Annotated in this window: 22 protein-coding genes; 14 read left to right on the forward strand and 8 right to left on the reverse strand. The window is 59.9% G+C overall.

The window, feature by feature from the left end; translation table 11 throughout:
- Window positions 1–85: 85 nt before the first annotated feature.
- Entirely contained in the window at window positions 86–871 is a 786-nt protein-coding gene (locus tag K6U75_10950) for a phosphodiester glycosidase family protein (protein MCL6475555.1), read from the reverse strand.
- 284 nt (window positions 872–1155) lie between these two features.
- Here K6U75_10950 and K6U75_10955 point away from each other — a divergent pair, with 284 nt between their 5' ends.
- On the forward strand, window positions 1156–2451 hold the full coding sequence (locus tag K6U75_10955) for a hypothetical protein (protein ID MCL6475556.1): 1296 nt from the start codon (window positions 1156–1158) through the stop codon (window positions 2449–2451).
- A 124-nt stretch (window positions 2452–2575) separates the two neighbouring features.
- Here K6U75_10955 and K6U75_10960 read toward each other — a convergent pair whose 3' ends face one another.
- Together K6U75_10960 and raiA are read right to left on the reverse strand one after the other, a co-directional pair.
- Complete coding sequence (locus K6U75_10960; GenBank protein ID MCL6475557.1) at window positions 2576–4231, reverse strand: diphosphate--fructose-6-phosphate 1-phosphotransferase; 1656 nt, start codon at window positions 4229–4231, stop codon at window positions 2576–2578.
- A gap of 128 nt (window positions 4232–4359) precedes the next feature.
- Window positions 4360–4935, reverse strand: a complete 576-nt coding sequence (raiA, locus tag K6U75_10965) for a ribosome-associated translation inhibitor RaiA (protein MCL6475558.1) — start codon at window positions 4933–4935, stop codon at window positions 4360–4362.
- Window positions 4936–5193: 258 nt separating this feature from the next.
- On the opposite strand from raiA, the gene K6U75_10970 reads away from it, so the two are divergent.
- Both K6U75_10970 and K6U75_10975 read left to right on the forward strand, forming a co-directional pair.
- A complete protein-coding gene (locus K6U75_10970) occupies window positions 5194–5532 on the forward strand; it encodes a hypothetical protein (GenBank protein ID MCL6475559.1) in 339 nt (112 codons plus the stop codon).
- Between the two features lie 61 nt (window positions 5533–5593).
- Window positions 5594–5941, forward strand: coding sequence for a hypothetical protein (locus tag K6U75_10975; protein MCL6475560.1), 348 nt, complete (start codon window positions 5594–5596; stop codon window positions 5939–5941).
- A 63-nt stretch (window positions 5942–6004) separates the two neighbouring features.
- Here K6U75_10975 and ppc read toward each other — a convergent pair whose 3' ends face one another.
- Window positions 6005–8839 carry a phosphoenolpyruvate carboxylase gene (gene ppc, locus K6U75_10980; protein ID MCL6475561.1) on the reverse strand — a complete coding sequence of 945 codons (2835 nt, stop codon included), beginning with the start codon at window positions 8837–8839 and terminating at the stop codon, window positions 6005–6007.
- A gap of 283 nt (window positions 8840–9122) precedes the next feature.
- The gene (locus K6U75_10985; GenBank protein ID MCL6475562.1) at window positions 9123–10613 is read right to left on the reverse strand and encodes an alkaline phosphatase; all 1491 of its coding nucleotides are present in this window, start codon (window positions 10611–10613) and stop codon (window positions 9123–9125) included.
- A 208-nt stretch (window positions 10614–10821) separates the two neighbouring features.
- Here K6U75_10985 and K6U75_10990 point away from each other — a divergent pair, with 208 nt between their 5' ends.
- The 8 genes from K6U75_10990 to K6U75_11025 all read left to right on the forward strand — a co-directional run bounded on the left by K6U75_10990 (window position 10822) and on the right by K6U75_11025 (window position 21290).
- Complete coding sequence (locus K6U75_10990; GenBank protein ID MCL6475563.1) at window positions 10822–12822, forward strand: alpha-galactosidase; 2001 nt, start codon at window positions 10822–10824, stop codon at window positions 12820–12822.
- 58 nt (window positions 12823–12880) lie between these two features.
- Window positions 12881–14029 (forward strand): DUF3662 and FHA domain-containing protein, encoded by a 1149-nt coding sequence (locus K6U75_10995; protein MCL6475564.1) that lies wholly within the window; start codon window positions 12881–12883, stop codon window positions 14027–14029.
- Window positions 14030–14128: 99 nt separating this feature from the next.
- Window positions 14129–15571: a Stp1/IreP family PP2C-type Ser/Thr phosphatase gene (locus tag K6U75_11000; GenBank protein ID MCL6475565.1), complete on the forward strand. Its 1443-nt coding sequence runs from the start codon at window positions 14129–14131 to the stop codon at window positions 15569–15571.
- Entirely contained in the window at window positions 15549–17177 is a 1629-nt protein-coding gene (locus tag K6U75_11005) for a serine/threonine protein kinase (GenBank protein MCL6475566.1), read from the forward strand. The genes K6U75_11000 and K6U75_11005 overlap by 23 nt, the downstream gene beginning before the upstream one ends.
- 31 nt (window positions 17178–17208) lie before the next feature.
- A complete protein-coding gene (locus K6U75_11010; GenBank protein MCL6475567.1) occupies window positions 17209–18012 on the forward strand; it encodes a DUF4058 family protein in 804 nt (267 codons plus the stop codon).
- Window positions 18013–18110: 98 nt separating this feature from the next.
- Window positions 18111–19181 (forward strand): hypothetical protein, encoded by a 1071-nt coding sequence (locus tag K6U75_11015; protein ID MCL6475568.1) that lies wholly within the window; start codon window positions 18111–18113, stop codon window positions 19179–19181.
- Window positions 19174–20556: an FAD-binding oxidoreductase gene (locus tag K6U75_11020; GenBank protein MCL6475569.1), complete on the forward strand. Its 1383-nt coding sequence runs from the start codon at window positions 19174–19176 to the stop codon at window positions 20554–20556. Before K6U75_11015 ends, K6U75_11020 begins: the two co-directional genes overlap by 8 nt.
- Window positions 20553–21290 (forward strand): SDR family oxidoreductase, encoded by a 738-nt coding sequence (locus tag K6U75_11025; GenBank protein MCL6475570.1) that lies wholly within the window; start codon window positions 20553–20555, stop codon window positions 21288–21290. Before K6U75_11020 ends, K6U75_11025 begins: the two co-directional genes overlap by 4 nt.
- Here K6U75_11025 and K6U75_11030 read toward each other — a convergent pair.
- Window positions 21287–22036: a cyanophycinase gene (locus K6U75_11030; GenBank protein MCL6475571.1), complete on the reverse strand. Its 750-nt coding sequence runs from the start codon at window positions 22034–22036 to the stop codon at window positions 21287–21289. The genes K6U75_11025 and K6U75_11030 overlap by 4 nt on opposite strands.
- Before the next feature lie 253 nt (window positions 22037–22289).
- Here K6U75_11030 and K6U75_11035 point away from each other — a divergent pair, with 253 nt between their 5' ends.
- From K6U75_11035 to K6U75_11045, 3 genes are all read left to right on the forward strand, one after another.
- Window positions 22290–22802, forward strand: coding sequence for a fasciclin domain-containing protein (locus K6U75_11035; GenBank protein ID MCL6475572.1), 513 nt, complete (start codon window positions 22290–22292; stop codon window positions 22800–22802).
- 188 nt (window positions 22803–22990) lie between these two features.
- Window positions 22991–23281 carry a hypothetical protein gene (locus tag K6U75_11040; protein ID MCL6475573.1) on the forward strand — a complete coding sequence of 97 codons (291 nt, stop codon included), beginning with the start codon at window positions 22991–22993 and terminating at the stop codon, window positions 23279–23281.
- A gap of 2 nt (window positions 23282–23283) precedes the next feature.
- The gene (locus tag K6U75_11045; protein ID MCL6475574.1) at window positions 23284–24000 is read left to right on the forward strand and encodes an SDR family oxidoreductase; all 717 of its coding nucleotides are present in this window, start codon (window positions 23284–23286) and stop codon (window positions 23998–24000) included.
- Between the two features lie 10 nt (window positions 24001–24010).
- Here K6U75_11045 and rbsK read toward each other — a convergent pair whose 3' ends face one another.
- On the reverse strand, window positions 24011–24913 hold the full coding sequence (gene rbsK / locus K6U75_11050; protein MCL6475575.1) for a ribokinase: 903 nt from the start codon (window positions 24911–24913) through the stop codon (window positions 24011–24013).
- A gap of 50 nt (window positions 24914–24963) precedes the next feature.
- The gene (locus K6U75_11055) at window positions 24964–25824 is read right to left on the reverse strand and encodes a hypothetical protein (protein MCL6475576.1); all 861 of its coding nucleotides are present in this window, start codon (window positions 25822–25824) and stop codon (window positions 24964–24966) included.
- Window positions 25825–25899: the final 75 nt, after the last annotated feature.

The following is a 25899-nucleotide window of genomic DNA, read 5'->3' on the forward strand; positions in this document are numbered from 1 at the left end:
CCGCATGCGACCTCCCCGCGGGTGGGGAGAAGGGTTTACGGCTCAGCAGGAGGCTCGCCCTCCGAGGCGAAGGCTTCACGGTGCACTACCGCCTGATGCGCAGGGGCAGTATCGAGTACTTCCGTTGCTCAAATTGCTCGCGGTTCTCGTATACCAGAACAAGGTTGGTCAATCGACGCAGGGGGCGCATCAATATCTGACCGCGGTAGTACATGCCGGTGGAGGAACCGGCATCCAGATTGATGGCGTCCACACAGCCCAGTCGGTGCATGACCAGCGCCATCTGCCTCAGCGTGATGGGTTTGCGCGTGCCGACAAACAGCAGGTGGTTCTCGCGCGTCAAGCCCACCGCCAGCCGCCATGCCGGACGGAGCAGGTTCCTGTCGCGAAAACCCTCCGCACGCGGATACACCCCGATTCTGCCAGCCCTCACCAGACGCGGCCCCGAGCGGATGACGAAGTTGTACGCGCTCCAGTCCTCCCGGCGGTTGCGCTGGACATCCACAAACTCCACCTGATTATCGGGAGTGATGCAAAGCGCAGTGCCGATACCGCCGAAATGCACCATTCTTCCCTCTATCACGATATCACCCACAGGCAGATAGGAGCGCGTACCGAAAAAGGTTCCGGTAACTGCTGCGGTCGGTCGGGCGCGCGCTACCATGCTCTCCAGCGGCTCGGTGCGTCCACGCTGCTGCTTCGCCAGCATGCCCGTCACCTTCACGTTTTCATCGTTCATATTCACGCGAATGATTTTCACCGGAATGTTCTGCACGGTGGTGGCAATCAGCTGCACACTGCTGCCAGCCGCCCACACCGTAGTGGATACATAGCACCACAGACCGAGCATCCACAGCCATCGCACTCCCATCGCAATCCCTCTTCTGCTCCAGCTCTGCTGTACCGGTTGTTCCATATCCTGCCGTCGCTTGTTCGGTGTTATTAAGATACCTGAAAACTCGCAGAGATACCAGTTTGACAGCGATGGTATGGCGTGATAAGATTCTGGTGCCCAATAGCAATGCTGACCATCGTCATGCTGAACGCGGTGAGGCATCCCGGAGATTCTTCGCTGACGCTCAGAATGACAGCAGCCATGACTGACAAACCATCATGTAGTCGCGCGCGGCGCACCCTTGGAAAGGAGATGTAGCCATGCATATCGCCATGGTCTTGATATCGATCATCCTGTGGATAAACAGTGCATCTGCTCAGGTGGTCTTTTCGGACAATTTCGAAAGCTATCAGGGTCAGCAGCAGTTTGAACAGTATGACAACCCGAACGACCTGTTCGACGCTGTCTGGCTAACACGCAACGTGTGGCACGGGCAGATTGCCCCTCCCAACCTGCAGCTGGTCCACATCGTCAATCCCTATGTGCATCCAGCCTACCCGGGCGACCCTTACCTGCCTCAGCCCTCCGACGCAAAAGCACGCGGTAGCCAGAGCCTGTGGCTGAAAGCGGGTGCGCACCGCGCCAACTTCCTGAACCTGTCCGCGCCACTGGGCGTCGGGGCATACGTGGACTGGTGGTTTTATGATACCGGTTCCGCAGGTAAACAGGCGAACGCCTGGGTGGAACTGCTGTATTACAGCACAGGGTTACTGGATGTGGGAGCGGGAGTGACCACCGGGCAGGTGACCTCGTTTTCACTGGGCGCGGCAAGCTTCGACCCGAAGGCAAATCTCAACACCTATCAGGTGCGAGGAGACATTTCAGACCCTGCCTACTATCCGCCCGACTCGTTCGCCAGTCAGGGAGGTGGGGCGGCGACATGGGCAAACTTTGCCGGTACCGCCCGCAGTGCGGGCTGGCATCACGCCGCTATCTGGCTTTGGAAACCTGATGAGGTTCTCTTCATCGTCGATGGCGTGCTGAAGACGGAACCGCGTAACCCGGCGTATGGCGCCACGACGGTGCGCATTCGGGGACTTGCCAGCAACGCCACCGATTTCTACTTCGATGACGTCACGATAGGCACAGGCATTCCTCCCGCCATGCCCCGTTCAAACACCGCCTGCGCCGTCACGCTCACCGATTTCGTGGGCGATTACTCGCTGGTGGCTCTGCAGGTAGAGATACGCCAGCCCGACGATACGCAACCCCTGGAGACGCAAACGGTTTCGCTCTCGGAAGGGGGAAGTGTGCAACTCGCCCTGCCGGTCGGCACGTGGGATGTGGCGTTTAAGGCAGACCGTTCCCTGCGCCGGGTGTCGCGCAGTGTCAATGTGCCCTTCAGTGGCACGCTGAGCGTATCCCTGCTGGGTGGTGATGCCGATGGAGATAATGAAGTCACCCTGTTCGACTTCGGCAGGCTGGTGGCGGCGTTTGGCGCGTTTCGTGGCGACCCCCACTTCGACCCCGCCACCGACTTCGACGGCGACGAGGAGATCAGCCTGTTCGATTTCGGCGTTCTGGTGCGCAATTTCGGGCTGATTGGGGACGAGTAAGGGACCCGGCGGGAGCCTCGCCTTCCAATAGGCAATCGGTTCATGAACTGGAGGGCGAACCTCCCGGTGAGCCGAACACTTGGCGAACGACTCGGCGGGAGCCTCGCCCTCCAAGAGGTACCTGTTACCCGCGCTCCAGCTGCAGGGTCAGCGTTGGCGCGTCGCAAATCTCGCTCGGACCAAAATACTGGATGGGCCCGGGGAAGCGATAATCGTCCTCCACCGCCCACCTGTCGCGCTGCGCGGCGAAGGTCTGGAACGGCTTGCCGTTGAGGTCCACCAGCGCCTTTCGGATAACAGGCGTGGGTTTGCCCTTGCGCACCTCGATATTGAGCATCATCGTCACCGGCACGCCGCCCGCTACCCATTCCTCTGCGCTCCTGGTCAGGTGACGCACGTAAACGGTGTAACCCGTCAATCCGGCGCGTATCAGCTGCGCCGCAGCGTAGCCCAGCGTGTAGGCGTAGTCGGCGTCGAAGTTAGAAGGAGCAGCGCATCGCCCCTCGTAGCCGAAGAAGTGGCTCAGAGGACTGAACTTCACCTCTTTCGCCTCGCCCTTCGCCTGCATCTCGCGGATGCGGTCGGAGACGAGGTCAATCAGCAACCGCTCCGTCTCCACCTGTGACAGAGGCACGTTGCCGTGACTGTCGCGGCGCAGAAGCACTTCCTGAATGTCCTGAGGCAGAGAGCCGTATACTCGGGCGCTGTGGTCGCTGAGCTTGCTGCTCAGGTACTGCACACGCTCCGAATGGTCGGGCAGGCTGTGGATGTACTCTTCCTCCTGACCGAGTATCGCGCTGAGTTCATCGATGAGCGTCTTAATCTCGGCGATGAACTCCACGAGTCCCTCCGGCACCAGCGCGACGCCGTAGTTCTTGCCCGCCTGTGCCCGCTTCACCACCGAGTCCACGATTTGCTCCACAATCTGTTGCAGGGTGATGCCCTTCGCCTGCACCTCTTCCGAGATGAGCGCGATGTTGGGGTGGGTCTGCAGGGCGCATTCCAGCGTGACGTGGCTGGCAGCACGTCCCATCAGGCGGATGAAGTGCCAGTACTTCACCGCGGAGGTGGCATCGCGGGCGATATTGCCAATCAGCTCGGCGTACACCTTGCTGGCGGTATCGAAACCGAACGAGGCTTCGATGAGCTCGTTCTTCATGTCGCCATCGATGGTCTTGGGCACACCGATGATGCAGGTGGAGGAACCGACGGAGCGCAAATACTCGGCGAGAACCGCCGCATTGGTGTTCGAGTCGTCCCCGCCGATGATGACCAGTCCGTCCAGTCCCATCTCTTCAAAGTTCTTTCGGCAGGCTTCCAGTTCTTCCGGCTTTTCGATCTTGTCGCGCCCGGTCATAATCATGTTGAAGCCACCGGTGTTCCGATACTGGTCGACAACATCGGCGGTGAGTTCGATGTACTTGCCCTTGATAACGCCTGCGGGTCCCTTCAGGAAGCCGTATACCTTGCTGTCGGGGTTTGCCGCTTTCAGGGCGTCAAATACCCCGGCGATGACGTTATGTCCGCCAGGCGCAGGTCCACCCGAGAGCACCACCCCGACCTTGAGCGGTTTGGTGCTGAGGTCTCCCTTCCCTTCCACCAGCGTTGCGATGGGCTGACCGTAGGTGAGCGGAAAGAGTTTGCGGATTTCCTCCTTGTCGGTTGCCGGTTCGGTGGGTTCACCCAGCTGCACGGCGATGTTGCCCGTACGCAGAGCGGGTGGTAACTTGGGTTGATACGATGCTCGTGCTTGCTGTAGCGGAGATTTGCTGTCTGTCATCGTTGTCGCCTCTCTCTTTCCACGCTTTTATCGAGTATATCTTACAGCACAAGTCGCAAAATTGCTATAACAGTAGCACAAAAAGCCCCTCCACGCGGGAGGGGCTTCGGCACAGTAGCAGGAGAGCGTTACTCTTCCCCGATGAGCAAGCCGTAGGTTCCATCCCTGCGGCGGTAGAGCACCCGCACCCCCTGCGTCTCCATGTCCAGAAAGACATGGAAGTCGTGCTGTAACATCTCCATTTCCATCGCTGCCTCTTCGAGCGTGGAAGGCTTCAGCGTAAAGCGCTTGATGCGCGCGATGCGGAAGGGGGGAGCCTCCTCTTCACCCGGCTCGGTCGCAGGTTCTTCCCCTGTGGCTTCCAGCATCAGCGTAATCTCTTCCGCGTGCAACATATCCTCCCGGTCGCGCTTCGCCAGCGAGCGGAAGCGCTTGCCCTTGAAACGTGCCAGCTGCGCTTCCAGTTTGTCCACCACGCGGTCTACGGTAGCACGGAGGTCATTGGTGCTGTCTTCCGCACGCAGGGTGATTCCGTCGCCGTTCAGTGTGATCTCGATGGTGTGTCTGCCGCGGATCTCCTCGTGCACCACGGTGGCGGTGCGGAAGTTCTTGAAATGACGCTCCAGCTTGCTTATCTTCTTCCCAATGTACTCGCGCGCTGCCTGTGGCAGCGAACCCTCCATGTCACGGAATTGCACTTGCATGGCTACGCCTCTTGTTCACCCATAGTGGCAAGGCGATGAGCGCCTTGCCCTCTATTCTTATTATGAATGTTATTCACCATCGGTATCAGGTAAACCTTTGTGGAGCGGAAGATTTGCAGAACAATGACGCATGCCCCAGCGTCTATTTAGAGGTGTGAAATGCAGGGTATCCATCGAAGCGGGCACTTGGTAATCAGGGGCAGAGTGTGACATAATACAGGAGAAAAACACCCGACGTGCGAAAGGAGGTCTCTCACTGTGCGAATGAAACTGCTTGCAACCACTATACTGACTCTGGGGCTGATGGTCGGTGTGCTGGCAACGCCGGCTTATCTGGGAACATTTCGCAAAACTTACCGTCCGCCCAAAGACAGCGCATTGATGAAGGCGAATTGCAATGCCTGCCACTCGACGGGGACGCAGCTGAACTCCTACGGCAAGGACGTGCAGAAGGCGATGCAGGCAAAGAAAACGAAGGATTTGACCGCCGAGATTTTGAAATCTATTGAGAAGGTCGACTCGGACAAGGACGGTGTCTTGAACGTCAACGAAATCCGGGCCGGTACGCTTCCCGGCGACCCAAAGAGTAAGCCGTAGAGCGTCACGGCAAACCCTTTGCTGTGCCGAACAACGAAGGACACCCAAAGGAGGTAACCGCATGAACAGAGTGAGGATGCTGGTGAGTACGTTGCTTGCGCTGGGGCTGATGGTGAGTGCGCTGGCAACACCCAAGATGCAGGTGTTGTTCAACAAGACGTACCCTGCCCCCAAAGACAGCGCGCTGGCGAAAGCAAAGTGCATGGCCTGTCACGTCAAGGGCAAGGAGCTGAACGTCTACGGCAAGGACGTTCAGAAGGCAATGCAGGAGAAGAAGACGAAGGACCTGACCGCCGAGATTCTCAAGTCCATCGAGAATGTCGACTCGGACAAGGATGGGGTTTCCAACGGCAACGAGCTGAAAGCAGGCACTTTGCCCGGTGACCCGAAGAGCAAACCTGCCTCTTAACGGCATCGCCGTTCTCCTGTGCAACACCGTTGGGGCAGAACTCCGTGTCTGCCCCGCTCTACGCTATCCTGTGCTCTGCATGGCGGCGGCGATACCTGCGATGCTCAGCAGGATAGCATCATGCCAGGCACTCTGTACATCCTGTTCCCCGTGTTTCTCCCAGATGTCCAGCAGTGCCAGCTGGAGCTTGTTCAGGGGCATTACCGCCGGATTGCGCAGGTCTACCGTGCGTCGCACCACCATCGCATTCTGCATCAGCTCCGTTTGCCCGGTAATGCGCAGTATCCAGTCCATCGTGCGCTCAAATTCCTCTTCGATCAGGAGATGCAATCTCCGTCCCAGATCAACGGGTTGTACCCTGGACGCATAGAGCCGTGCGGTAGGCATGTGAGCACGTATCAGCTCCAGCTGCGCGTTGTCTACTATCATCCGGAAGAACGGCCACGCCCGATACATCTCCTGCAACAGCGCGAGGTTGTCGGGCGATTCGGAGCAGAACCATTGTAACGCGCTGCCCACTCCGTACCAACCCGGTATCGCATACCGGCTTTGCACCCAGGCGAATACCCATGGGATGGCTCGAAGGTTCTCCAGCCCGACGGTGTCCGCTCGAGGGCGGAACACCGGACGCGAGGCGATGGGCAGTCGGCTGATATGAGAGATGGGCGTTGCCTGGGTGTAAAACGCCCAGAAATCCGGATCCTCATACACCAGCGCGCGGTATACCTGCAGGGAGTGTCTGGCAAGGCTTTCCATTGCCGAGTACCAGCGCCGCGGAATGCGCTTACGGATGCGACCTGCGGTAGCCAGCATCACCGCGTGTGCCACCTGTTCCAGATGCCGATGGGCAAAGGGTATGAGACCGTAGCGGAACGAGACCACTTCACCCTGCTCGGTGAAGCGGATGCGACCGTTCAAGCTTCCCGGAGGCTGCGAGAGAATGGCTACGTTCGCCCTTCCCCCACCCCGTCCGACAGTGCCGCCCCGCCCGTGAAACAGACGGAAATCCACTCCTGCTTTACGACAGGTATCCGCCAGGCGAGCCTGGGTTTCGTAAAGCCACCAGTTCGCTGCCAGATAGCCACCGTCTTTGCTGCTGTCCGAGTAGCCCAGCATAATCTCCTGAAAGTGACCACGTGCCCGCAGGTGGTGTTCATAGGCGTGATTACCAAACAGCTGCTTCATCAGCGTGTGGCAGTTGCTCAAATCGTGTATGGTTTCAAAGAGTGGCACCACATCGATATCGCTCTTCATATGTCCATTTTGCCAGGACACCAAACCCGCCTCTTTCGCCAGAAGCAACACCTCCAGCACGTCGCTGATGCCGTGCGTCATGGAAATGATGTACGCCCGCACCGAGTCGGGTGAAATGTAGCGAAGGGCGTGCTTCATCACCTCGAACACCTGCATCACCGACTGAGCGTGCGGCGTGCCTGTCCATTCGCGAGGCAGCAGGGGGCGCGGATTGCACAGCTCCCGGGTCAGTAGACGCACCTTCTCTTCTTCCGGCAAATCCGAATAGCGCGTGTCACCTGGCAAGACTTTCGCCACTTCCAGAATCTCGTCAATCACTTTGGCGTGTTCATCACTGTGCTGGCGGATGTCCAGCGTTGCCAGATGGAAACCGAACACCCGACACTGGGCAATCATCTTTGCCAGAGGACCTTCTTCAGCCAGCGCACGCGCCCGGTTCTCGCGCAGGCTCCGCTGCAACAGCAACAGGTCTGCCAGAAGCTCCTGACTGTTCTGATAGGCAGGAAATCTGGCGACGAACGACGGTCCCTCCGCGTGGAAGTCGGTCAGCGCGTTGAGGTGTCGCAGGGTGGCACGGAGGCGAACCTCGATAAAGCAGAGCTTCAGCGCATAAGGCTCGCGCTCATGACGGTGCAGGATATGTGCGGGCAGAGCGAACTGTTCGCGGTCGTCATCAAGGGCGAGCAACAACTCTTCGTTCGCAGGCACCAGGCGTGTGCTCTGGGTCAACTCGCGCCGCAATTCCCGAACGCAGCGCAAGTAGTGCTGAAGTACCACCTTCTTATGCATTAACAGCGTCCACCAGGTCACCTCCGGAGTGACCTTGGGGTTACCGTCGCGGTCGCCACCCACCCACGAACGGAAGCGAATAAATGGAGGTATCTCGAAAACTGTATCTGGATAAGCGTGTCGAAGGGCAGTGCGCAGGTCTTCCATCAACCACGCCACCACGTCGAGGATCGTGTGCTGGAAAAAATACAGGGCGTTGCGTACCTCGTCATAGGGGGTGACGGTGGCGGAGCCGAACTCATCGGTTTGCCACAGGGCAGTGAGCGCACGCCTCAGCTCGCTTTCGGTGACGCCCACCATATCCAGAGGCATGTCCAGCCGAGGAGCACTCGGAGGAAGCGAACGCTCCGACAGGTGTTGCACAATCCGGTACAGCTTGTCCAGCACGGAACGACGACGGGCTTCGGTCGGATGCGCGGTAATGGTGGGACAGATGTCCAGCTGGTAAAGCAGTTGCTGCATCTGTTCGGCGGTCATCCCGCTCTCTTTCAAACGCAGCACCGCTTCACGGATCGACTCGGGGCGAGGTTCACCTGTGGCCTGCAGTTGTCTCTCGCGGTTTACCCGCACAATCTCTTTCTGTTCCACCATGTTCAGCAGCTGGAACAGCACGGTATATGCCCGCAACAGTTGACGCACAAAGTAGGGGTTTCTCAACTGCGGGATGCGCTCCATCAGGGTATGAGGGTCTTCCGTCTCGCTTTCCTCGTACAGCACACGCGCGACTTGCAACAGTTCTTCGCCCTCCTGCTCTTGAAGCACCTCGCCCAGCAGCTGGTCTACGAGCGTGACATCGTCGCACATGGGGCGAGACAGCCCCGCACACTCCGCCGACAAGCCCAGAAAAGCTCCCATTGCCCCTCCTGATAGAAACCCACTGCTAATCCATACTCATTTCTCCACCACCAGGAGCAGGGCTATGGTGCGAACCTGTGGTTCTCATAACCCACGCTCCGGCGCATTTGGGAAGAACAGGTTCTTTACAAGACGTTGAATCTCCTGCTCCTGAGGGAGAACTCCTATGCGAAGTCATATCCTGATGGAGTCTGAAGGCGTTTCCGCGCTTAAGTCTCAGCCGGCAGCCACATCGGAACGCAGCCACCGGCTGAGAGTAACGGATGTGCGTGCGCAGACGGATTTAGGTCCAGTGTACCGGGCGTACTCGGGGCGCACGTGCCAGATAGCGTTTCGCCTGTTCAGGGGTCATCTCCGGGTTGCGGAAGGAGATACCGGACAACCTCAGCATCCGGTGGAAAGCCTCCTTGTGGGGCTGAATACCCGCAAACATCTCCTTTCCCGCCCCCAATGCGGTCACCAGCGTCCAGTCGCCCGTGTGCTGCGTGCCAATCCATGCGATGCCGAAGTAGTTAGCCAGCACCTCGCCCATCACCCCGACTAAACTAGCATGGGCGCGGTTGAGTGTCGGCGCAGGCTTACCCGCAGCCACATTGGCAATAACCTCCGCCTCTTCACGACTGATTTCGACACCAATGACTTCGCGGATGACCTCGCGAACCCTGTCGGCAGTGGGCGCACCCGCCTTCCGCAGCTGTTCCTGAACGGCGACGTAAGAGCCCTTCGCCTTTGTGATGCGTTCCAAACACTTCTCGCTGTCGCGGTATTCTTCGCCCATGCCGTTCAAGCCGGGGTTGGAGTTGCCGTGGTCGCTGGTGACGATGAGCAGCGTGTCGGGATTTCGGCGCACGAACTCCAGCGCTACTGCCACGGCATCGTCAAAGGCGAGCTGGTCCCACAAGATGGCGGCGGGGTCGTTGGCATGTGCGGCGTGGTCTACACGCCCGCCCTCCACCTGAAGCAGGAAACCTTTCGGGGAGCGGGAAAGCATTTCCAGCGCGGCACGTGTCATCTCCGCCAGCGTTGGCACCTGCGCCCAGATTTGCGGGTCGTTCTTGTGGTCGATGGTGTAGGGCACATGTCCTGACCAGAACAGCCCGAGTACCTTTTCAGGGCGTTCGCGCCCGGTCACCTGCTCCCGTCTCTCCCAGAAGGCATAGCCCTTCTGCTGGTATTCGGCAATAAGGTCGCGTTTGTCCGCGCGCTGCACAGGGTCGAAGAACCGCCGTCCACCGCCCATCAGCACGTCCACCAAATCTAAATACTGCGTGGCGATAATATGCTCGTCGTCGCGGTTGGGGGTCACCGCTGCGAAACCGGCTGGGGTGGCGTGGGTGATGGTCGTCGTGGTTACCAGCCCTACCCGTTTGCCCGCCCGCTTCATCAGGTGTGCAATCGGGGTCAGTTTGGTGCCGTCGGGCAGTACGTTGACGGCTCCGTTGAACACCCTTGAGCCACTGCCCCACGCGCTGCTCGCCGCCGACGAGTCGGTCACCAGCGAGTCCAGCGATCTGGTCTCGAAAAGCCCCACAACCGCCTCCGGGTCCTGCAAGAGCTGGAACCATCGCGTGCCTTTGCCACGTGCCATCCGAGAGAACGGCTCTGCCATCGATGGCACGCCCATGCTCATGCCGTCGGAGACCATGAAGATGATGTTTTTGGGAGCTCGCGAACGCCCTTGCGCTGACGATTGCCGCGCCAGCAAACCACCGCTGAACAGGGCTACCGTACTTGCCTGCAACAGTTCCCGCCGTGACAGTGTAGAAGATGCCATTTGCCTCCTCCCGCGCGTTTAATCGTGGTTGTCCAGTTTGATTCTGCAACCCGCGCCACTAACTAAATTTCATTATACCTCCAGCAATGTTAAGGCGGTGTGAAGTTCCGTAATCAGGCGGGTTCAGAAGTTCAAACCGCGTGCAGGAGCACACGGTCCGGTGAGGAATCACTCCACCGAAAATCCGTTTTCAGGAGGAATCAAAGCCATGCGCTCGTTGGTAGCTTCCATGACTGACCCGGACGAGGTTCAGGAGTGGATGTTCGCTCAGTTCGCCGCTGGGGCGGTGCCGCCGTTTTCGTTTCAGTATGGGAACAGGTCGTCCGCAGAACTCTTGCCTCAATGGCAACTTCAACATCACAGCCGTCGCCCTGCTCGTTCGCGTACTCTGCACACCTTCATTTACACGGACCCTGCCACGGGCTTGCAGGTGGAATGCGAATGCACGCTGTTTGCGGATTTCCCCGCCATCGAGTGGCTCCTGCGGGTTCGCAACACCAGCACGCAGGAGAGCCCTGTTCTGGCGAATCTGCAAGCGATAGACACCGCGCTTTCGGGCGCAACCCACTGGAAGCTGCACCGGGCACGGGGCAGCAGTGCAGAGAAAGACGACTTTGCTCCACTGGTGGACGACCTGACGCCCGGCAAAACGGTGCACCTTGCGCCGGTGGGAGGGCGATCCTCGAACACCGTTGCCCTGCCCTTCTTCAACCTGCAAACGGACGACGGTGGAGTCGCGTTCGCCATCGGCTGGTCGGGGCAGTGGGCGGCAGACTTCTGGGTGGAGGACGGCAACACACTGCGCCTGCGGTCTGGTATGGAACAGACGCACCTGAAGCTGCACCCTGGCGAAGCGATACGCACACCGCGTATCCTATTGCTCTTCTGGCAGGGCGAGGACGAGTTCGTGGGGTTCAACCGGTTGCGCCGCTTTTTGTTGCGACACCACGTGCCACAACGTCGAGGCAAGCCGGTGACCCTACCCTTCACCTGCACCTTTTGTGGACCTCCAGAGTGGGCGAACCCCGCCACCGAGCAGAACCAGATTGAGCTCGCCCAGCAGTTCGCGCCCCTTGGGGTGGAGTATTTCTGGGTGGACGCGGGCTGGTTCGAGGGGCTATGGCCTGACGGCGTGGGCAACTGGTTCCCGCGTAAGGACGCCTTTCCACGCGGACTGCGACCGCTCTCCGATAGCGTGCGAGAGGTGGGCATGAAGGGGCTGCTGGTGTGGTTTGAGCCCGAGCGCGTCTTTCGGAGCACCTGGATTGACCGCGAACATCCTGACTGGGTGCTGCGCCTTCCCAACGAACCCAACGGCTTGCTGAACCTCGGCAACCCCGATGCCGTGCGTTGGCTTACCGAACATCTGTCGCAAATGATTGTGCAAGAAGGTATCGATATTTACCGCCACGATTTCAACATCGAGCCGCTACCATACTGGCGAGCCCACGATGCCCCCGACCGGCAGGGCATCGCCGAGATACGCTATGTGGAGGGACTGTACACGCTGTGGGACACCCTCCGAGAACGCCACCCTGACCTGCTTATCGACAATTGCGCCTCTGGAGGCAGACGTATTGATTTGGAGACCGTCTCGCGCAGTGTGGCGCTGTGGCGCACCGATTACATGTCGTTCGAGCCCGTCAGTCAGCAGTGCCACACCATGGGCATCAGTCGCTACCTGCCCACTACCAGCTCCGTATGCGGCTATCCCGACGCCTACCTCCTGCGCAGCGCGATGAACAACGGCTTACTGCTGTGGAAAGCGTGGGTGAACGCTGCCCCCGATGAGGAGTGCCGGGGGTTGCTGCCGCCAGAAGCCACGTGGCAGGCTGGGCACCGCTTCCCCAGCGGACGGGCAAAGGCACTGGCGGCGGAGTTTCGCCGTGTGCGCGCTTATTTCTTTGGCGACTTCTATCCCCTGACGCCCTACAGCACCGCCGACGATGCGTGGATGGCTTACCAGTTCCACCTGCCAGAGAAGGATGCGGGCATTGCGCTGGTCTTCCGAAGGGCGCGTTGCTGGCCGCGCGAGCAGACGATCAGCCTGCGTGCGCTGAACCCAGAAGAAACTTACGAAATACGCATGACGGACGAGAACCTGCGCCACACGGTAAGTCAGGCGAGCGGCAGCGATCTCCTGCAAGGTTTGTTGGTTCGGATAGACCGCGCGCCGGGTTCACTGTTGCTGGAGTATCGCAAACGTTGACGCCCTGTGCGGCAAAGGATATAATGGAAAGCAGTCCTTGCAGGAAGGTGAGAACCACGTGCGCAGGCTGTTCGAGCGCATCAACACACTGTTTGGCAGCTGGTACGAGGGGCTGTTCGGCGCGGGCGGCGAGCTGCATCCGCGCGAGGTGCTGCGTCGGCTGGTGATTGCGGCAGAGGAGCACCGCATCGAGGGGCTGGATGGCGAGATGTATGTGCCCAACCGCTACCGGCTGGAAATCGCCCTGCAGAACCCGGAAGAACAGGATGCCCATCTCACCTTCCTGCAACCGCAGGAGCTGGCGGATGCGCTGTGGCAGGAGCTGCAGGAGGAGGGCTATCGCCTGCGCGGGGGCATCGTGTGCGAGGTGGTGGCGCAGCCGGTTTCACCTGCAAACGCGCCGAGGCAGGCGCTGCGCATTACCGCGAAGTTCGACCCGTCTGTCCCCCTGCCATTGGTAACGCCGTCTCCGCAGTTTATCCCACCGGAAGAGGCAACTAACGTCGCCAGCGTGCCCTTTACTGCCACCACCGATGTGGCAACGGGCATGGGCGCGCGCGCCGTGCTGAAAAGCGCGGACGGCAACGTGTTGCTGTCGCTGGCGAACCGTCCGGTCATTATCGGGCGGTCACGCAATGCAGGGTGCGACCTGGTGCTGGACGGCGACCAGCAGGTGTCCCGCAGACACGCACGAATTGAGTGGGACGCCTCCGCAGGCAACTATGTCATCTATGACCTGCAAAGCACCAACGGGCTGTTTGTCAACGAGCAGCGGGTGGACAACAGGGTGCTGCGCTCCGGCGACCGCATCCGCCTGGGCAAGACGATGCTCGTTTTTGAAAGCAGCGAACCGCCCTCCCAGCAGCAGGACACATCCGCTGTAGCAGAGACGGTAGCACGCCCCGCAGCCACGCTGACATTGTATCCGGACACTCCCCAGGAGGAGGTCATCCCTCTGCCCAGCGAGGCGTTAATCGGGCGTGCGCTGACGGCGGACATCGTTATCGAAGAGCCGGATGTTGCCATGCGCCATGCGGTGATTCGCTGGAACGGCAACGAGTGGCAGATAGAGGACCTGGGCAGCACATCGGGCACCGCCGTGAACGAAAAGATTCTCACCCCGCGCAAGCCACTGGCTCTGCAGCCCGGCGCCCTCATTGTCGTAGGCAAAACGATTCTACGCTTCGATGTCGAGGCAACGCCATGAACGTGCTGGCGGGATTGCTTCGGTTTGTGCTGCTGGCAGCGCTGGTATTGTTTGTGCTGTACGTAGCGTGGACTATTCGACAGGATGTGGAGTAGACGAATGGCAAGCCTGGTGACGGGAAAGAAACCTCTCTGGCAGGTTGCTGCCGCCACAGACGTGGGCAAAGTGCGAGCGCATAACGAAGACAGTTACGCCATATTGAATTCGGCGCAGCTGCGTGGTGCGTACGACTTTGCGCTCATCGTTGCGGACGGCATGGGTGGACGTAACGCCGGGGAGGTTGCCAGTCGTGCGGCGGTAGAGGCAGCATCGCAAGCAATATTGAACAACGCGAGGTATGTGGACGCCTCCTCCCTGCTGCGTTTTGCGGTGGAAGCGGCGCATATCTCCATCCAGCAACGCGCAGAAGAGCATCCCGAGTACGAAGGTATGGGCACGACCCTCGTGATGGCGCTGGTCCGGGACACGGAGGCGTGGATAGCCAGCGTGGGGGACAGCCGGGCGTATATCCTTCGCGGCGAACAGCTGCTGCCCCTCACGGAGGACCATACCTTTGTCGCCGAGCAGGTGCGCGCCGGAGGTATGAGCCTTGAGCAGGCTCGCCACAGCCGTTTTCGGCACATGCTCACGCGCGCCGTCGGCACCAGTGTGGATTACACGCCGGATGTAGTTTCCACGCGGGTGGAGTCGGGCGATGTGCTGATGCTTTGCACCGACGGCTTGACGAATATGGTGTGGGAAGAGGAGATAGTGCGCCTGCTGCGCAAACACCGTCGCGACCCCGAACGCGCCTGTCGCAGCCTGATTGAAGCCGCCAACGCACAGGGGGGACAGGATAATATCACCGTGTTGCTGGCAGCAGACATGCGCGAGATAGCCGCTTCATCCGACGATGAAGAGCTGCAGACGGTCTCCGAACTGCCTACGGTTCGTGACCCTCTCCGGCAGGTAGCCCGCTGGGTAAAGCGCATCTCGCCTCGGCCTGCGGCGATTGGGATTGTGGTGGTCTTAATAATGGCAGGCGTGCTGGCATGGGTATCCGTTGTCAGAAAACCGAAACCCGCCCCACAGCTGCCGCCGCCCCCGCCAGTGTTGGACCTTGCCCGGTTGCGTTACGCTGAGCCGAAGGTTCTGCTGAACAAACCGCTGCGCGGCGCACCCTTAACCGTCGACCCGCAGGGCAGGATTTACGCCATGAGCGAGCAGGGCAGAGTGCTTTGCATCTCGCCGGAGGGGAAGTTGCTAACGGTTTCCAGCCAGCCTTTCAGCGCGGCAGCAAACCCCGAAATCAAGCCCGATGTGGTCTACTTCGCAACCGACCCACAGGGCAACTTCTATGTGTGCGACCGCACCGGTCGACGCATTCTCAAGTACCGTACCGACGGGGCGTTGCTGGGAAGCATCGGGCAGGGTAAGCTGAAGCGACCAGCGGCGCTGGCAGTGGGTTCGGACGGCTCAGTATACGTCATCGATGCGGGCAGGCTGACCGTCTTCCGCGCCATACCAGAGGGAACCGACAATGGCTCTCAGCCCCATCGGTAAATACGAGCGTGTGGACGTGCTGGGCTACGGCGCGACGGGCATCGTTTACCTCGCGTGGGACACCTTGCTGCGCAAACAGGTCGCGCTGAAGGAGATTAACGTGCAGGCGGGCGATATGGAGCGGTTTTTGGAAGAGGCGCGCCTGCTGGACCGCCTGCGTCACCCGAACATCGTGCAGGTGCACAGCGTAGACAAGGTGGACGGCAAAGTCCTCATCGCGATGGAGTATGTGCCCGGCGTCAACCTGCAGGAACTGCTGCGGCAGCAGGGCAAACTACCTGTCTCGAAGGCGCTGGACATCGCGATTCAGGTGCTGGACGCTCTGGACTACGCCCATCAGAACCACACCATCCACCGTGACATCAAGCCGGGTAACATCCTGATACGCAAAGACGACGTGGTAAAGCTGGTGGACTTCGGGCTGGCAACCATTCTGGGCACAGGCTCATATGCGGGCGGAGCGGGCACCTACGTGTATATGGCGCCCGAGGACTTCGAAGAAGAAGAGCATTCCGACTATCGCTCGGATCTGTGGGCGGTCGGAGTGACGCTGTATGAGATGGTGACTGGTCGCCGCCCGTTTAACGCCGCCAATCCGAAGAACCCCTTCTCGTGGCAGGAGGCGGTGCAGAAACAGCAGCCGTCGCCCTTACAGGAGTCCGTAGCCGATGTGCCCGCGGCTTTGCAGACAGTGATAGACCGCGCACTGGCAAAGCGCAAGGAAGACCGCTACGCCACCGCCAGCGAGTTCGCGGATGCCCTGCGCAAGGTGCGCGCGTTGCTACCGGCAGAGGACGGGGAAACCATCGCCCTCGTCTCATCGCAGGCGTATGGCGTGCAGCAGAAACGGAAGCACGCAGGCGGGACACCCCATAGCCCACAGCCTTCCATCGTCCGTCTGGAGCCAAAGGAGGTACTGCTGGGTCCCGTCCGTCAGGGAGAGCGGTGTATGGCCAAGGTGTCGGTGCGTTCCACCAACAGGAAGCCGCTGGACGCTCAGCTGGTCTCGCAACCGGGATGGCTGTATGTGCATCCCACCGTCTTACGCCGCAAACAGCAGGTGGTTACCCTGACCGCCGACACGAGCATGGTCTCTGCGCAGGGCAAACTGGCGGACACGGTACAATTCCTCAATGGAGGACATCGCATTGTGATACCGGTACAGCTGGAGGTGTTGCCGCCGCGCCCACAGTTCGGGCAGGTGGCACACTGGTATGTACCCCTGTATGTTGCCTGCCTGATACCGCTCTTCACGGTGGTATTGGGTACGGCGCAATGGGCGCGATGGATGCCTATCGGTCTGGAGTTAACAGGATTGTTGGGCGCGATGCTGGCATTGATCACCGTAGGAGCGCAGCTTCGTTCTGGTGAGCGGTTAGGCGCAGTGCTGCTGATGCTGACGGGGCTGTCGGCGACGGGCACCTATCTGGGCGTACTGGGTGAACCCCAAAATCACCCGCAGGGTCGGGTTGCGGTGGAACTGCTGACCATCATGGGGGCGGTGCTGCTTCTGCAGGTGTTCACGACGCGCAGGTGGAAGTGGTGGGCATGGGTGTTGGTAGGGCTATCTTTGACGCTTTCGTGGGGCATCACGTCTATGATTTGAGAGTGAGTATAATGAGGCTGGTGGGCTGCTGATGACCGAGAACCCGTTTCCTGGCATGAACCCATATCTGGAAGACCCGCGCCTGTGGTCGGGGGTGCATCACCGATTCATTACATACCTTGCGGATGAGCTGAACGTTTCCCTTCCTGAAGGCTATGCCGCCGACATCGATGAGCGGGTGTATGTGGAGCGTGCGGATACAGCGCGGGTGATTTATCCCGACGTGACCATCTCGCGCCCCGTTGGCTCTCCAGGCAGCCCACCAGCGGCGCAAACCGTCGCGCTGGCAGACCCGCCCGTGAAGGTGGAACTGCACCCTTACCCCGTGCGCGAACCCTTCATCCAGATTTACGCCATCCGCAAGGGCAGGCGCGAACTGGTTACCGTGATTGAACTGCTCAGCCCTGCCAATAAGACGCCCGGCGCGCAGGGCAGGGAGTTGTATCTGCAAAAGCAGCGCGACCTCATCCGCAGTACCACGCACCTGATGGAGATTGACCTGTTGCACGTGGGGGAGCATACGGTTTTGGTGCCGCGCGGGTTGCTGGTGCAGCGGGAGTGGGACTACGTGGTGTGTTTGCACAAGGCGGGCTGGGAAGGTGGCACTGCGTGGGTGTGGTTGTGGTCGTTGCGGGACCGGTTGCCGCGGGTGAGTGTGCCGTTGGCGGAGGGCGACGCGGATGTGGTGATAGACCTGCAGGAGGTATTGAACCGGGTGTATCGGGAGGGTCGTTACTGGGCGTTGGTGGACTACACTGCGGAGCCGCCCATGCCTCTGCGTCAAGAGGATAAAGAGTGGGTGCGTACAGTGCTGCGGGAGCAAGGAGTGGGGTAGGCACTTGTAGACATATCCAAGTTCCCTCGATTTGCAGGAATTGCACTGTAGTTTTCCGAAGTTCATAGATAACGAGTATGCTATTTTCCAGGTGAAGCATGTTTGAGCGAGACCTTTGGAATCCAGTTATCCGAATTGGTTTTGTGCTAACATTCTACGTGGGGCTGAGTTTTGCTATTCTGCTGGCAGTAGTGTTGCGCAGAGGCTTCTACGTAGATGGAAGGGCGTATCTCTCTAAAATGATAGAGGGTACAGCGTGGAGACCTTTTGTATACCGGGTGCTAGTGCCCAAGACTGCGTTCGTGGTTGGTCAGATTGCACCTCTCAAGCATCAAACCGTGCATTTTGTAGAGCGGTTTGCAAAAAAGCACAGTTGGCTTTTATTGGGAAAAGCGCCAGTTTATCGCTTCGAGTATTTTGTCGTCGTATTACTTATGACCCTGTGTCTGGCGGCTTCAGGCGTTGTATGGAAGCACAGTCTTAGCCAACTGTATGGCTATTCCCCGTCTTTGTGCTGGGTTTTACCCGTATTGGGGCTTGTTGGTCTCGCACCGATACTGCTGCTTTACGGTCCGTACCCGTATGACCCTACCACTCTATTCTGCTTCTCTTTAGCGACATACGCCTTGTTGACAACTTATAGAAAGCTATACTATTTGTCATTTGTTTTGGCTGTTCTGAACAAAGAGACAGCATTGCTGCTGCCCTTCATGTTTTGGTTTGCGTTCGCCAGAGGTACGCCTCGCCGCCAACTGCTGGGCGAGACTGCCCTTCAGCTCGCAGTGTGGGGCGTGTGGCGATACTACCTTCTGCGCTTTTATGGGAGTAACGCAGGAGTTAACATGGAGTTTCACCTGTTTGACTATAATCTACCATTCTTCACTGATTTTGGTCTCAAACATGTGCGTTTTGGACTCGTCATCGCTGCAGCTTTGCTGCTTATTTCCTATCGTTGGAGACAAAAACCTGTAGTCTTGCGCACTCTCTTCGCGCTTTCCTGCGTCTTCCTCCTACCCCTATACGTAATGTTTGCTTGGATTGATGAGTTTCGCGGGTTGCTAGAGTTGTATCCCCTCGTGTTTCTCTTAAGCGCGCCGTCGCTTATTGCCGCTCTGGAAGGTGTATCCCAAAAGACCCCGCTCGCACGTTCGGACTCAGTCAATGTTTAAGTCAATCCCTTGCAAGAAGCAGGTGTACCTTAGTGGTTGGGGTCGTTACGCTAGTGCCCTGTGCTACCTCTTTCGCCCCGAGCGGGTGCGGGAGGTGGCGGAGGTGCTGCAGCATGGCGGGATGTCCAGTTACCTGCCAAGAGGGCTCGGTCGGGCATACGGCGACGCCGCGCTCAACAGCGAGCAGGGCGTGCTGCTGATGGAACGCCTCGACCGTTACCTCGCATTTGACACGGAAACGGGGTTGCTGCGGTGTGAGGGAGGCGTTGCGCTGGCGGACATCATCGCCACTTTCCTGCCTCGCGGCTGGTTTCTACCAGTGACGCCCGGCACCAAGTTCTGCACGGTCGGCGCGTGTGTGGCATGCGATGTGCATGGCAAGAACCACCACCACGACGGCTCCCTCGGCAACTTCGTGCGTTCATTGACGCTGTTGTTGCCGGGTGGTGAAACCGTGTGCTGTTCGCGCAAGCAGAACTCGGAGCTCTTCTACGCCACCGTCGGCGGGATGGGGTTGACGGGCATCATTCTGGAGGTGGAACTGCAACTACGCCCCGTGGAGACCGCCTGGATTGTGGTGGATTACGTGCGCACACGCGACCTCGACGACACCTTGAACACCTTCCACGAGCGCGACGCGGACTACCTTTACTCGGTGGCATGGCTGGACTGTGTGGCACAGGGCAGAGGCTTCGGCAGGGGCGTGCTGATGTTCGGGCGCCACGCAGGGGCAGGCGAGCTGCCCAATGCCCAGAGGCAAAATCCGTTTGGCATTCCGCGCAAGCGGGACAAAAAGCTTCCTCTCGATGTGCCTGAATTCGTGCTGAACCCGTTATCGTTGCGAGTGTTCAACAACCTGTATTACGCCACCCACCCTGCCCGTGACAGCGTGCTGGTGGACTACAACACCTACTTCTATCCGCTGGACAGCATCCTGCAGTGGAACCGCGCCTACGGCAAACGGGGCTTCGTGCAGTGGCAGTGTGTACTGCCGTATGAGAACGGCGTGAAGAGTCTGGAGGACATCCTGCGAACTGCCCAGCAGCGACGCGCCTATCCGTTCCTGTCGGTGCTGAAACGCATGGGTGAGAGCAGCGGCGGGATGCTATCGTTCCCCATGCCCGGCTACACCATCGCGCTGGACTTTTCCGTGCGTCGCGGGCTGTTTGAGGTGCTGGACGAGCTGGACAGTATCGTGCTGGGTGCGGGCGGACGACTGTATTTGGCAAAAGATGCACGCATGTCGGCAGAGACCTTCCACGCCACGTATCCCCTGTTGCCGCGCTGGCGCGAGGTGAAAGCACAGGTAGACCCAAACGGGCTGCTGCAGTCCGACCTGGCGCGACGCCTGCGTCTGGTGGAGGTGAGCAAATGAGACGGTTGCTGATTGTCGGGGCGACCTCTCCGCTGGCGCGCTACATGGCGCACGAGTTCGCGAAGCAGGGAGATGCGCTTTTCCTTGCCGCGCGCGATGGGGACGAGCTGGAGCGCGTTGCCAGCGATGTGCGTATCCGCTTTGGGACGACCGTTTACAGCGGACGTTTTGATGCCGCCGCCATCGAGACGCATGAGGCGTTCTGGCAGCAGGTGGTGCAGGCAATGGACGGATTGGACGGTGTGGTGTGGGTGGCGGGTAGCATGGACGGACTGGAAGAGGCGTTCCGTGAACCACAGGCGGTGCGGCGGCTGATAGACGTCAACTTCACTGGCGCAGCGTCGCTACTAACGCTGGCGGCTTGCTACTTCGAGCAGCGGGGAACGGGGTTCATCGCGGGGGTCAGCTCGGTGGCGGGCGACCGCGGGCGCGGGCAGAACTACCCCTACGGCGCAGCGAAGGGTGGTTTGTCGCTATTCCTGCAGGGTCTGCGCAACCGGCTGAGCAAGAAGGGGGTACAGGTCACGACCATCAAGCCCGGTTTCATCGATACGCGGATGACGTGGGGGCGGGATAAGCTGCCGTTTCTGGCATCGCCACAGCGGGTGGCACGGGAGAGCGTGCAGGCTATCCTGCGCGGCAGAGACATCGCCTACGTGCCCGCCGTGTGGTGGCTGGTGATGCTGGTCATGCGCAGCATCCCCGAGCGTGTGTTCAAGAAGATGAACATTTAGCCACGCCGCTCGCCCAGCAAGAGAGTATCGCCTTCCAACAGCAGGCTCATCCGAAGGTCGCGGCAGCCCATCAGCCGCCCCGTTTCACGCGGGGTAGTAACTGCCCGAAGCACCACCACCTGCCCTCTGTATACGCGCAACTGATTAGCCTGCACGACTGCCCATGCCCCTTCGTCCAGACCGATGCCCACACAGTCGGGATGTTCCAGCACCGCGCACAGCAGCCGCGCCCACCGATTGCGGCGGATGAAGTGCTGGTCCACGATGGTGTTCGGCAGCAGGTCTAACCCACGTCCTAGCGAGACTGCCCCCCGTCGCACAGCCTCTCTGGCGTTGCGTTCGCCGGTTGGCATCCAGCGACCCATTAGCGAGGCACCAGCACTGGTTCCGCCAACGACGCCGCCGCGACGCAACACCCCCTGTATCGCCTGACGGAACGCACTGGAGTGTCCCAACAGCCGCATCAAGCGGTTCTGGTCGCCGCCAGGAATCCATACCCCACTGGCTTCGTGAAGGTGGCTGGCAAGCGTCTCTGCCTGCATCGAATCGGGGGCTACCACGTTGCGGGCGCCATGCTGCTCGAACAGAGCCACCGACTGCTCGCCAGCCTCGTGGAGGTCCGATTGTGTGTGCGCCAGAATAACGATACGCGCGTCCACACCGCCAGCAAACCGAATGAACGCTCGCACTGTCTCAGGTAGGGTTACTCCTCCGCCTGCTAACAGCACAGTGCCTTGTGGTGTCATGGTCGCACCGTTGCCTCAATTGACGGATATATTATAGCTCGTGATAGGCAAGCTTTTGGCAGCTGATTCATCATCTTGCGTTTCCCAGATGAACGTTTCCCACAACTCGATTCCGCGCGAACTTCCACCGCTGGATGATGGGTAGCAATCCACTTCTTCGTGGCACGTGGGGAACCTTCGCGGGCGCGCTTCCGTATAGAGGAAACGGACATGTAGTTAGCATGTCTAAATAAATCGCATCGTGGAGGAGGAGATGAAGGTTTTGCGGAAGCTGATTGCCGCCGGAGCAGTGACGATGGTTCTGGCAATATTGGTAATGCCTGCCGCTCGCGCGGCGGAGAAGGACATCGTGGACACCGCTATTGCAGCGGGTCAGTTCAACACGCTGGTGAAGCTGGTGCAGGAAGCGGGGCTGGTGGACGCCCTGCGTGGTGAGGGTCCCTTCACCGTGTTTGCTCCGACCGACCAGGCGTTCGCCAAACTGCCGAAGGCGCAGGTGGACGCCCTGCTGAAGGACAAGGAAGCGCTCAGGCAGGTGTTGCTGTACCATGTGGTCAGCGGGAAGGTTACCTCCGACCAGGTCGTCAAGCTCAAGAGCGCGAAGACCCTGCAGGGAGCGGAGATTAAGATAGCCACCTCGCGCGGCAAGGTGCGCATCAACAAAGCGAACGTGGTGAAGGCAGACATCATGTGCACCAATGGCGTGATTCACGTCATCGACACCGTGATTCTGCCTCCGAAGCAGACACAGAAGAAGACCTACTAACCTACCGACCCGTGCAGGAGGACGTATCCTCCTGCACGTATTTTCAAAGCATGTCGTCAATACCCATTTTAGCCTTCCAACTTCGGCTTCTCAAACAGCTCACCGCGTGGTCATTGCTCAGCATCTTCGCAGGCGGTCTCCTTGCGTTGCTCTCCGCAGAACGTTCGTTCTGGCAGGCTTTCGGGGGCATGAACGCGGCATGGGGGTTCGTCAACCTGCTTATCGCTTCGGCAGGACTGTATGGCGTGCTGAAAAAGGAGCGTCGGGGTATCGCCGATGAGGAGGCGGAACGCCTTAAGCTGCTGCGGTTACTGAAAGTGAACGTCTTTCTCGATGTGGGTTACGTGCTGGTAGGGCTGGGCATGGTGATTTGGGGACGCAGTGCGCTACTGCACGGCTTCGGATGGGGTATAACTTTGCAGGGAGCGTTTCTGCTGCTATTCGACGCTTTTCACTATAAAGGAGGTCACGCACAGTAACCATGCTGTCGGAGAAGGTTGCCATCGTCACGGGAGGCACGAGTGGTATCGGGCTTGCGCTCACCAAACGCCTGCTGGATGAAGGAGCGAATGTGGGCGTGTGTGGGCTGTCGGCAGAGGGGATAGCACGGGTGACGGCGTTAGACCCCTCGGGCGACTCGCTCATCGCCATGCAGGCGGATGTGCGCTCTCGTGAGGACTGCCAGCGCTTTGTGGAGCGAGTCGTGTTAGATTTCGGCAGGCTGGACATGGTGATACACTCGGCGGGGGTGGGGCATCTGGGCGCGTTTGCCGACACCGATGAACAGACCTACGACCGCCTTTTCGATACCAACGTCAAAGGGCTTTACCACATCGCTCAGGTGTCGTTGCCCCATCTGACGCAAGCGGGGGGCGGGCACATCGTCGCCATCGCGGGCATACTGGGCATCAAGCCGCTGGCGAACGGCAGTATCTACGCTGCCAGCAAATACGCGGTGGTGGGCATGTGCCAGTCGCTGTCGCACGAGCTGCGTCGGCAGAACATTCGGGTCAGCGTCATCTGTCCTTCGGGCGTAGACAGTCCGTTCTGGGAAGGCATTCCGGGCAAACCGCGTGCGGACATGCTGTTACAACCCGAGGACGTCGCGGACGCCATCATCCAGTTGCTGCAGATGCCCGCGCACGTCACGCCTAACCTGCTGGTGATGCAACACCTCAACCACCAGATTTGGCCGTAAAGGAGGCAGGCTATTCCTCCACCTCTGCGCGGTAGGGCAGGGACGGCTGCGCTCCCAGGCGGGTCACCGACAGGGCAGCGGCGCGCTGGGCAAACTGCACGGCGGCCTCGATGCCCTTGCCCTCCGCCAGCGCAACCGCCAGCGCGCCCGCGAAGGCATCCCCGGCAGCTGTTGTATCTATGGCTTGAACTGGGTAGGCGGGCATCCGCTGGGCACCTGTGGCGTCCTGAAGCAGTACTCCTTCCGCGCCCAGGGTGATAATCACTGTCGGCACGCCCAGCGCACGCAGCGCCTGCCCCATCGATTCCGCAGAGGCATACGCGGGCGCGTTGCAGATGCTCTGTGCCTCGGTTTCGTTGGGCGTCAGGATGTCTACGTGTCGCAAGAGCTCAGAAGGCAGGGGTTGTCTGGGCGCAGGGGCTGGGTTCAGAATCATCCGCTTGCCGTGCTTGTGTGCCAAATCGGCGGTTCGGGTCACGGTGGGGATGGGCACCTCCAGCTGCGCCAGCACGACGTCCGCCTTTGCGATGGCTTCCTCCGCCCGCTCGACATCCTCCGGAGCCAGCCGCATATTGGCGCCGGGCGCGACCACAATCGCGTTTTGCCCTTCCGCGTCCACTGCAATCAACGCCACTCCGGACGGGGTCTCTTCATCCCGCACGATGAAGCGGCAGTCGATCCCTTCGTGCTGATAGCCTTCCAGATTATGGTCGCCAAAGAGGTCGTTGCCCACCCGCGCCACAAAGGTCACGTGCGCGCCGAGACGTGCCGCCGCCACCGCCTGGTTCGCGCCCTTTCCGCCGGGCACCATGACAAACTGCGTCCCGACGATGGTCTCGCCCGGTCGTGGAATGCGCGGGGCGCGCACCACCATGTCCATGTTTGCACTGCCGACCACGACCACTCGTGCCATGCTGAAAAAGCCTCCAGTGTGTTGCAGGATTGCTACAGCAAGGTTTCGCGTTAAGCGGAGACCTCTCCTGCCTGCACCCTCTGCCGAAACGCCGCCAATTCCGCCGCGAACAGCACGTTATGCGCCCAGCCCGCGTATGCACCAAACCGCGCCCGGAAGAAATCGCCTACCTGCCAGTATACTCGTTCGGTAAGGCTGCGCCCCTGCAGTTCGGGCAGGTAGTCGCGCCGGGCGATTTGCCAGACATGGGTATCTACTGGTATCGCCTGCGGTTTGTCCAGCGAGAACAGACAGACGCAATCAGCTATCTTGTGTCCCACGCCGGGCAGGGTGAGCAGCTGGCGGTGCGCCTCCTCATAGGGAACATCTCTGAGCGCATACAGCCACTGCTCGCCCCGTTCGGCCAGCGCGCGCGCCGCCTGCACCACCACCCGCGCCCGATAGCCGAATCCCAAAGCGAACAGCTCCTCCTCGCGTGCCGCCGCCAGTGTGGACACAGAAGGGAACCGGTAATACCTTACTCCTTCCACCTCCCCTAGCGGCTCGCCGTAACGCTGGCAGAGCGCGTCCACCATGCGGGTGATGCGTGCGATGTGATTCGCGCTGGAGCAGAGAAAGCTGAACAGACACTCCACCGGGTCGGTACGCACCACGCGCAAGCCCGGAAAGGCGGGCGCGACCCGCGCCAAACGGGCATCTGCGACGCTCCACTGCCGATACAGGGGCGCAAGGGGTACGTGCAGCTGGAGATAGTCGTTTAATAAGGGCACTGCATCCTCACCGTTGGATGCCTCGTAGAACACGTCGCGCTCCGTCTGGTGCAGCGTAATGACGTGCGAGCCGATCACCCCTCTCCACGTGTCGGGCGCGACGGTCTTCCACCGGAACGTCTGCCCGCACCGCAGGGTCACGTCACAGCGAAGCTCATCGGGTGGTATCTGTAATGGATGGATGAGGCCTCACCCCCAAAAATGTATCGTGCGGTA

The organism is Bacillota bacterium (genome assembly GCA_023511455.1).
In the GTDB taxonomy this organism is placed as follows: domain Bacteria; phylum Armatimonadota; class HRBIN16; order HRBIN16; family HRBIN16; genus HRBIN16.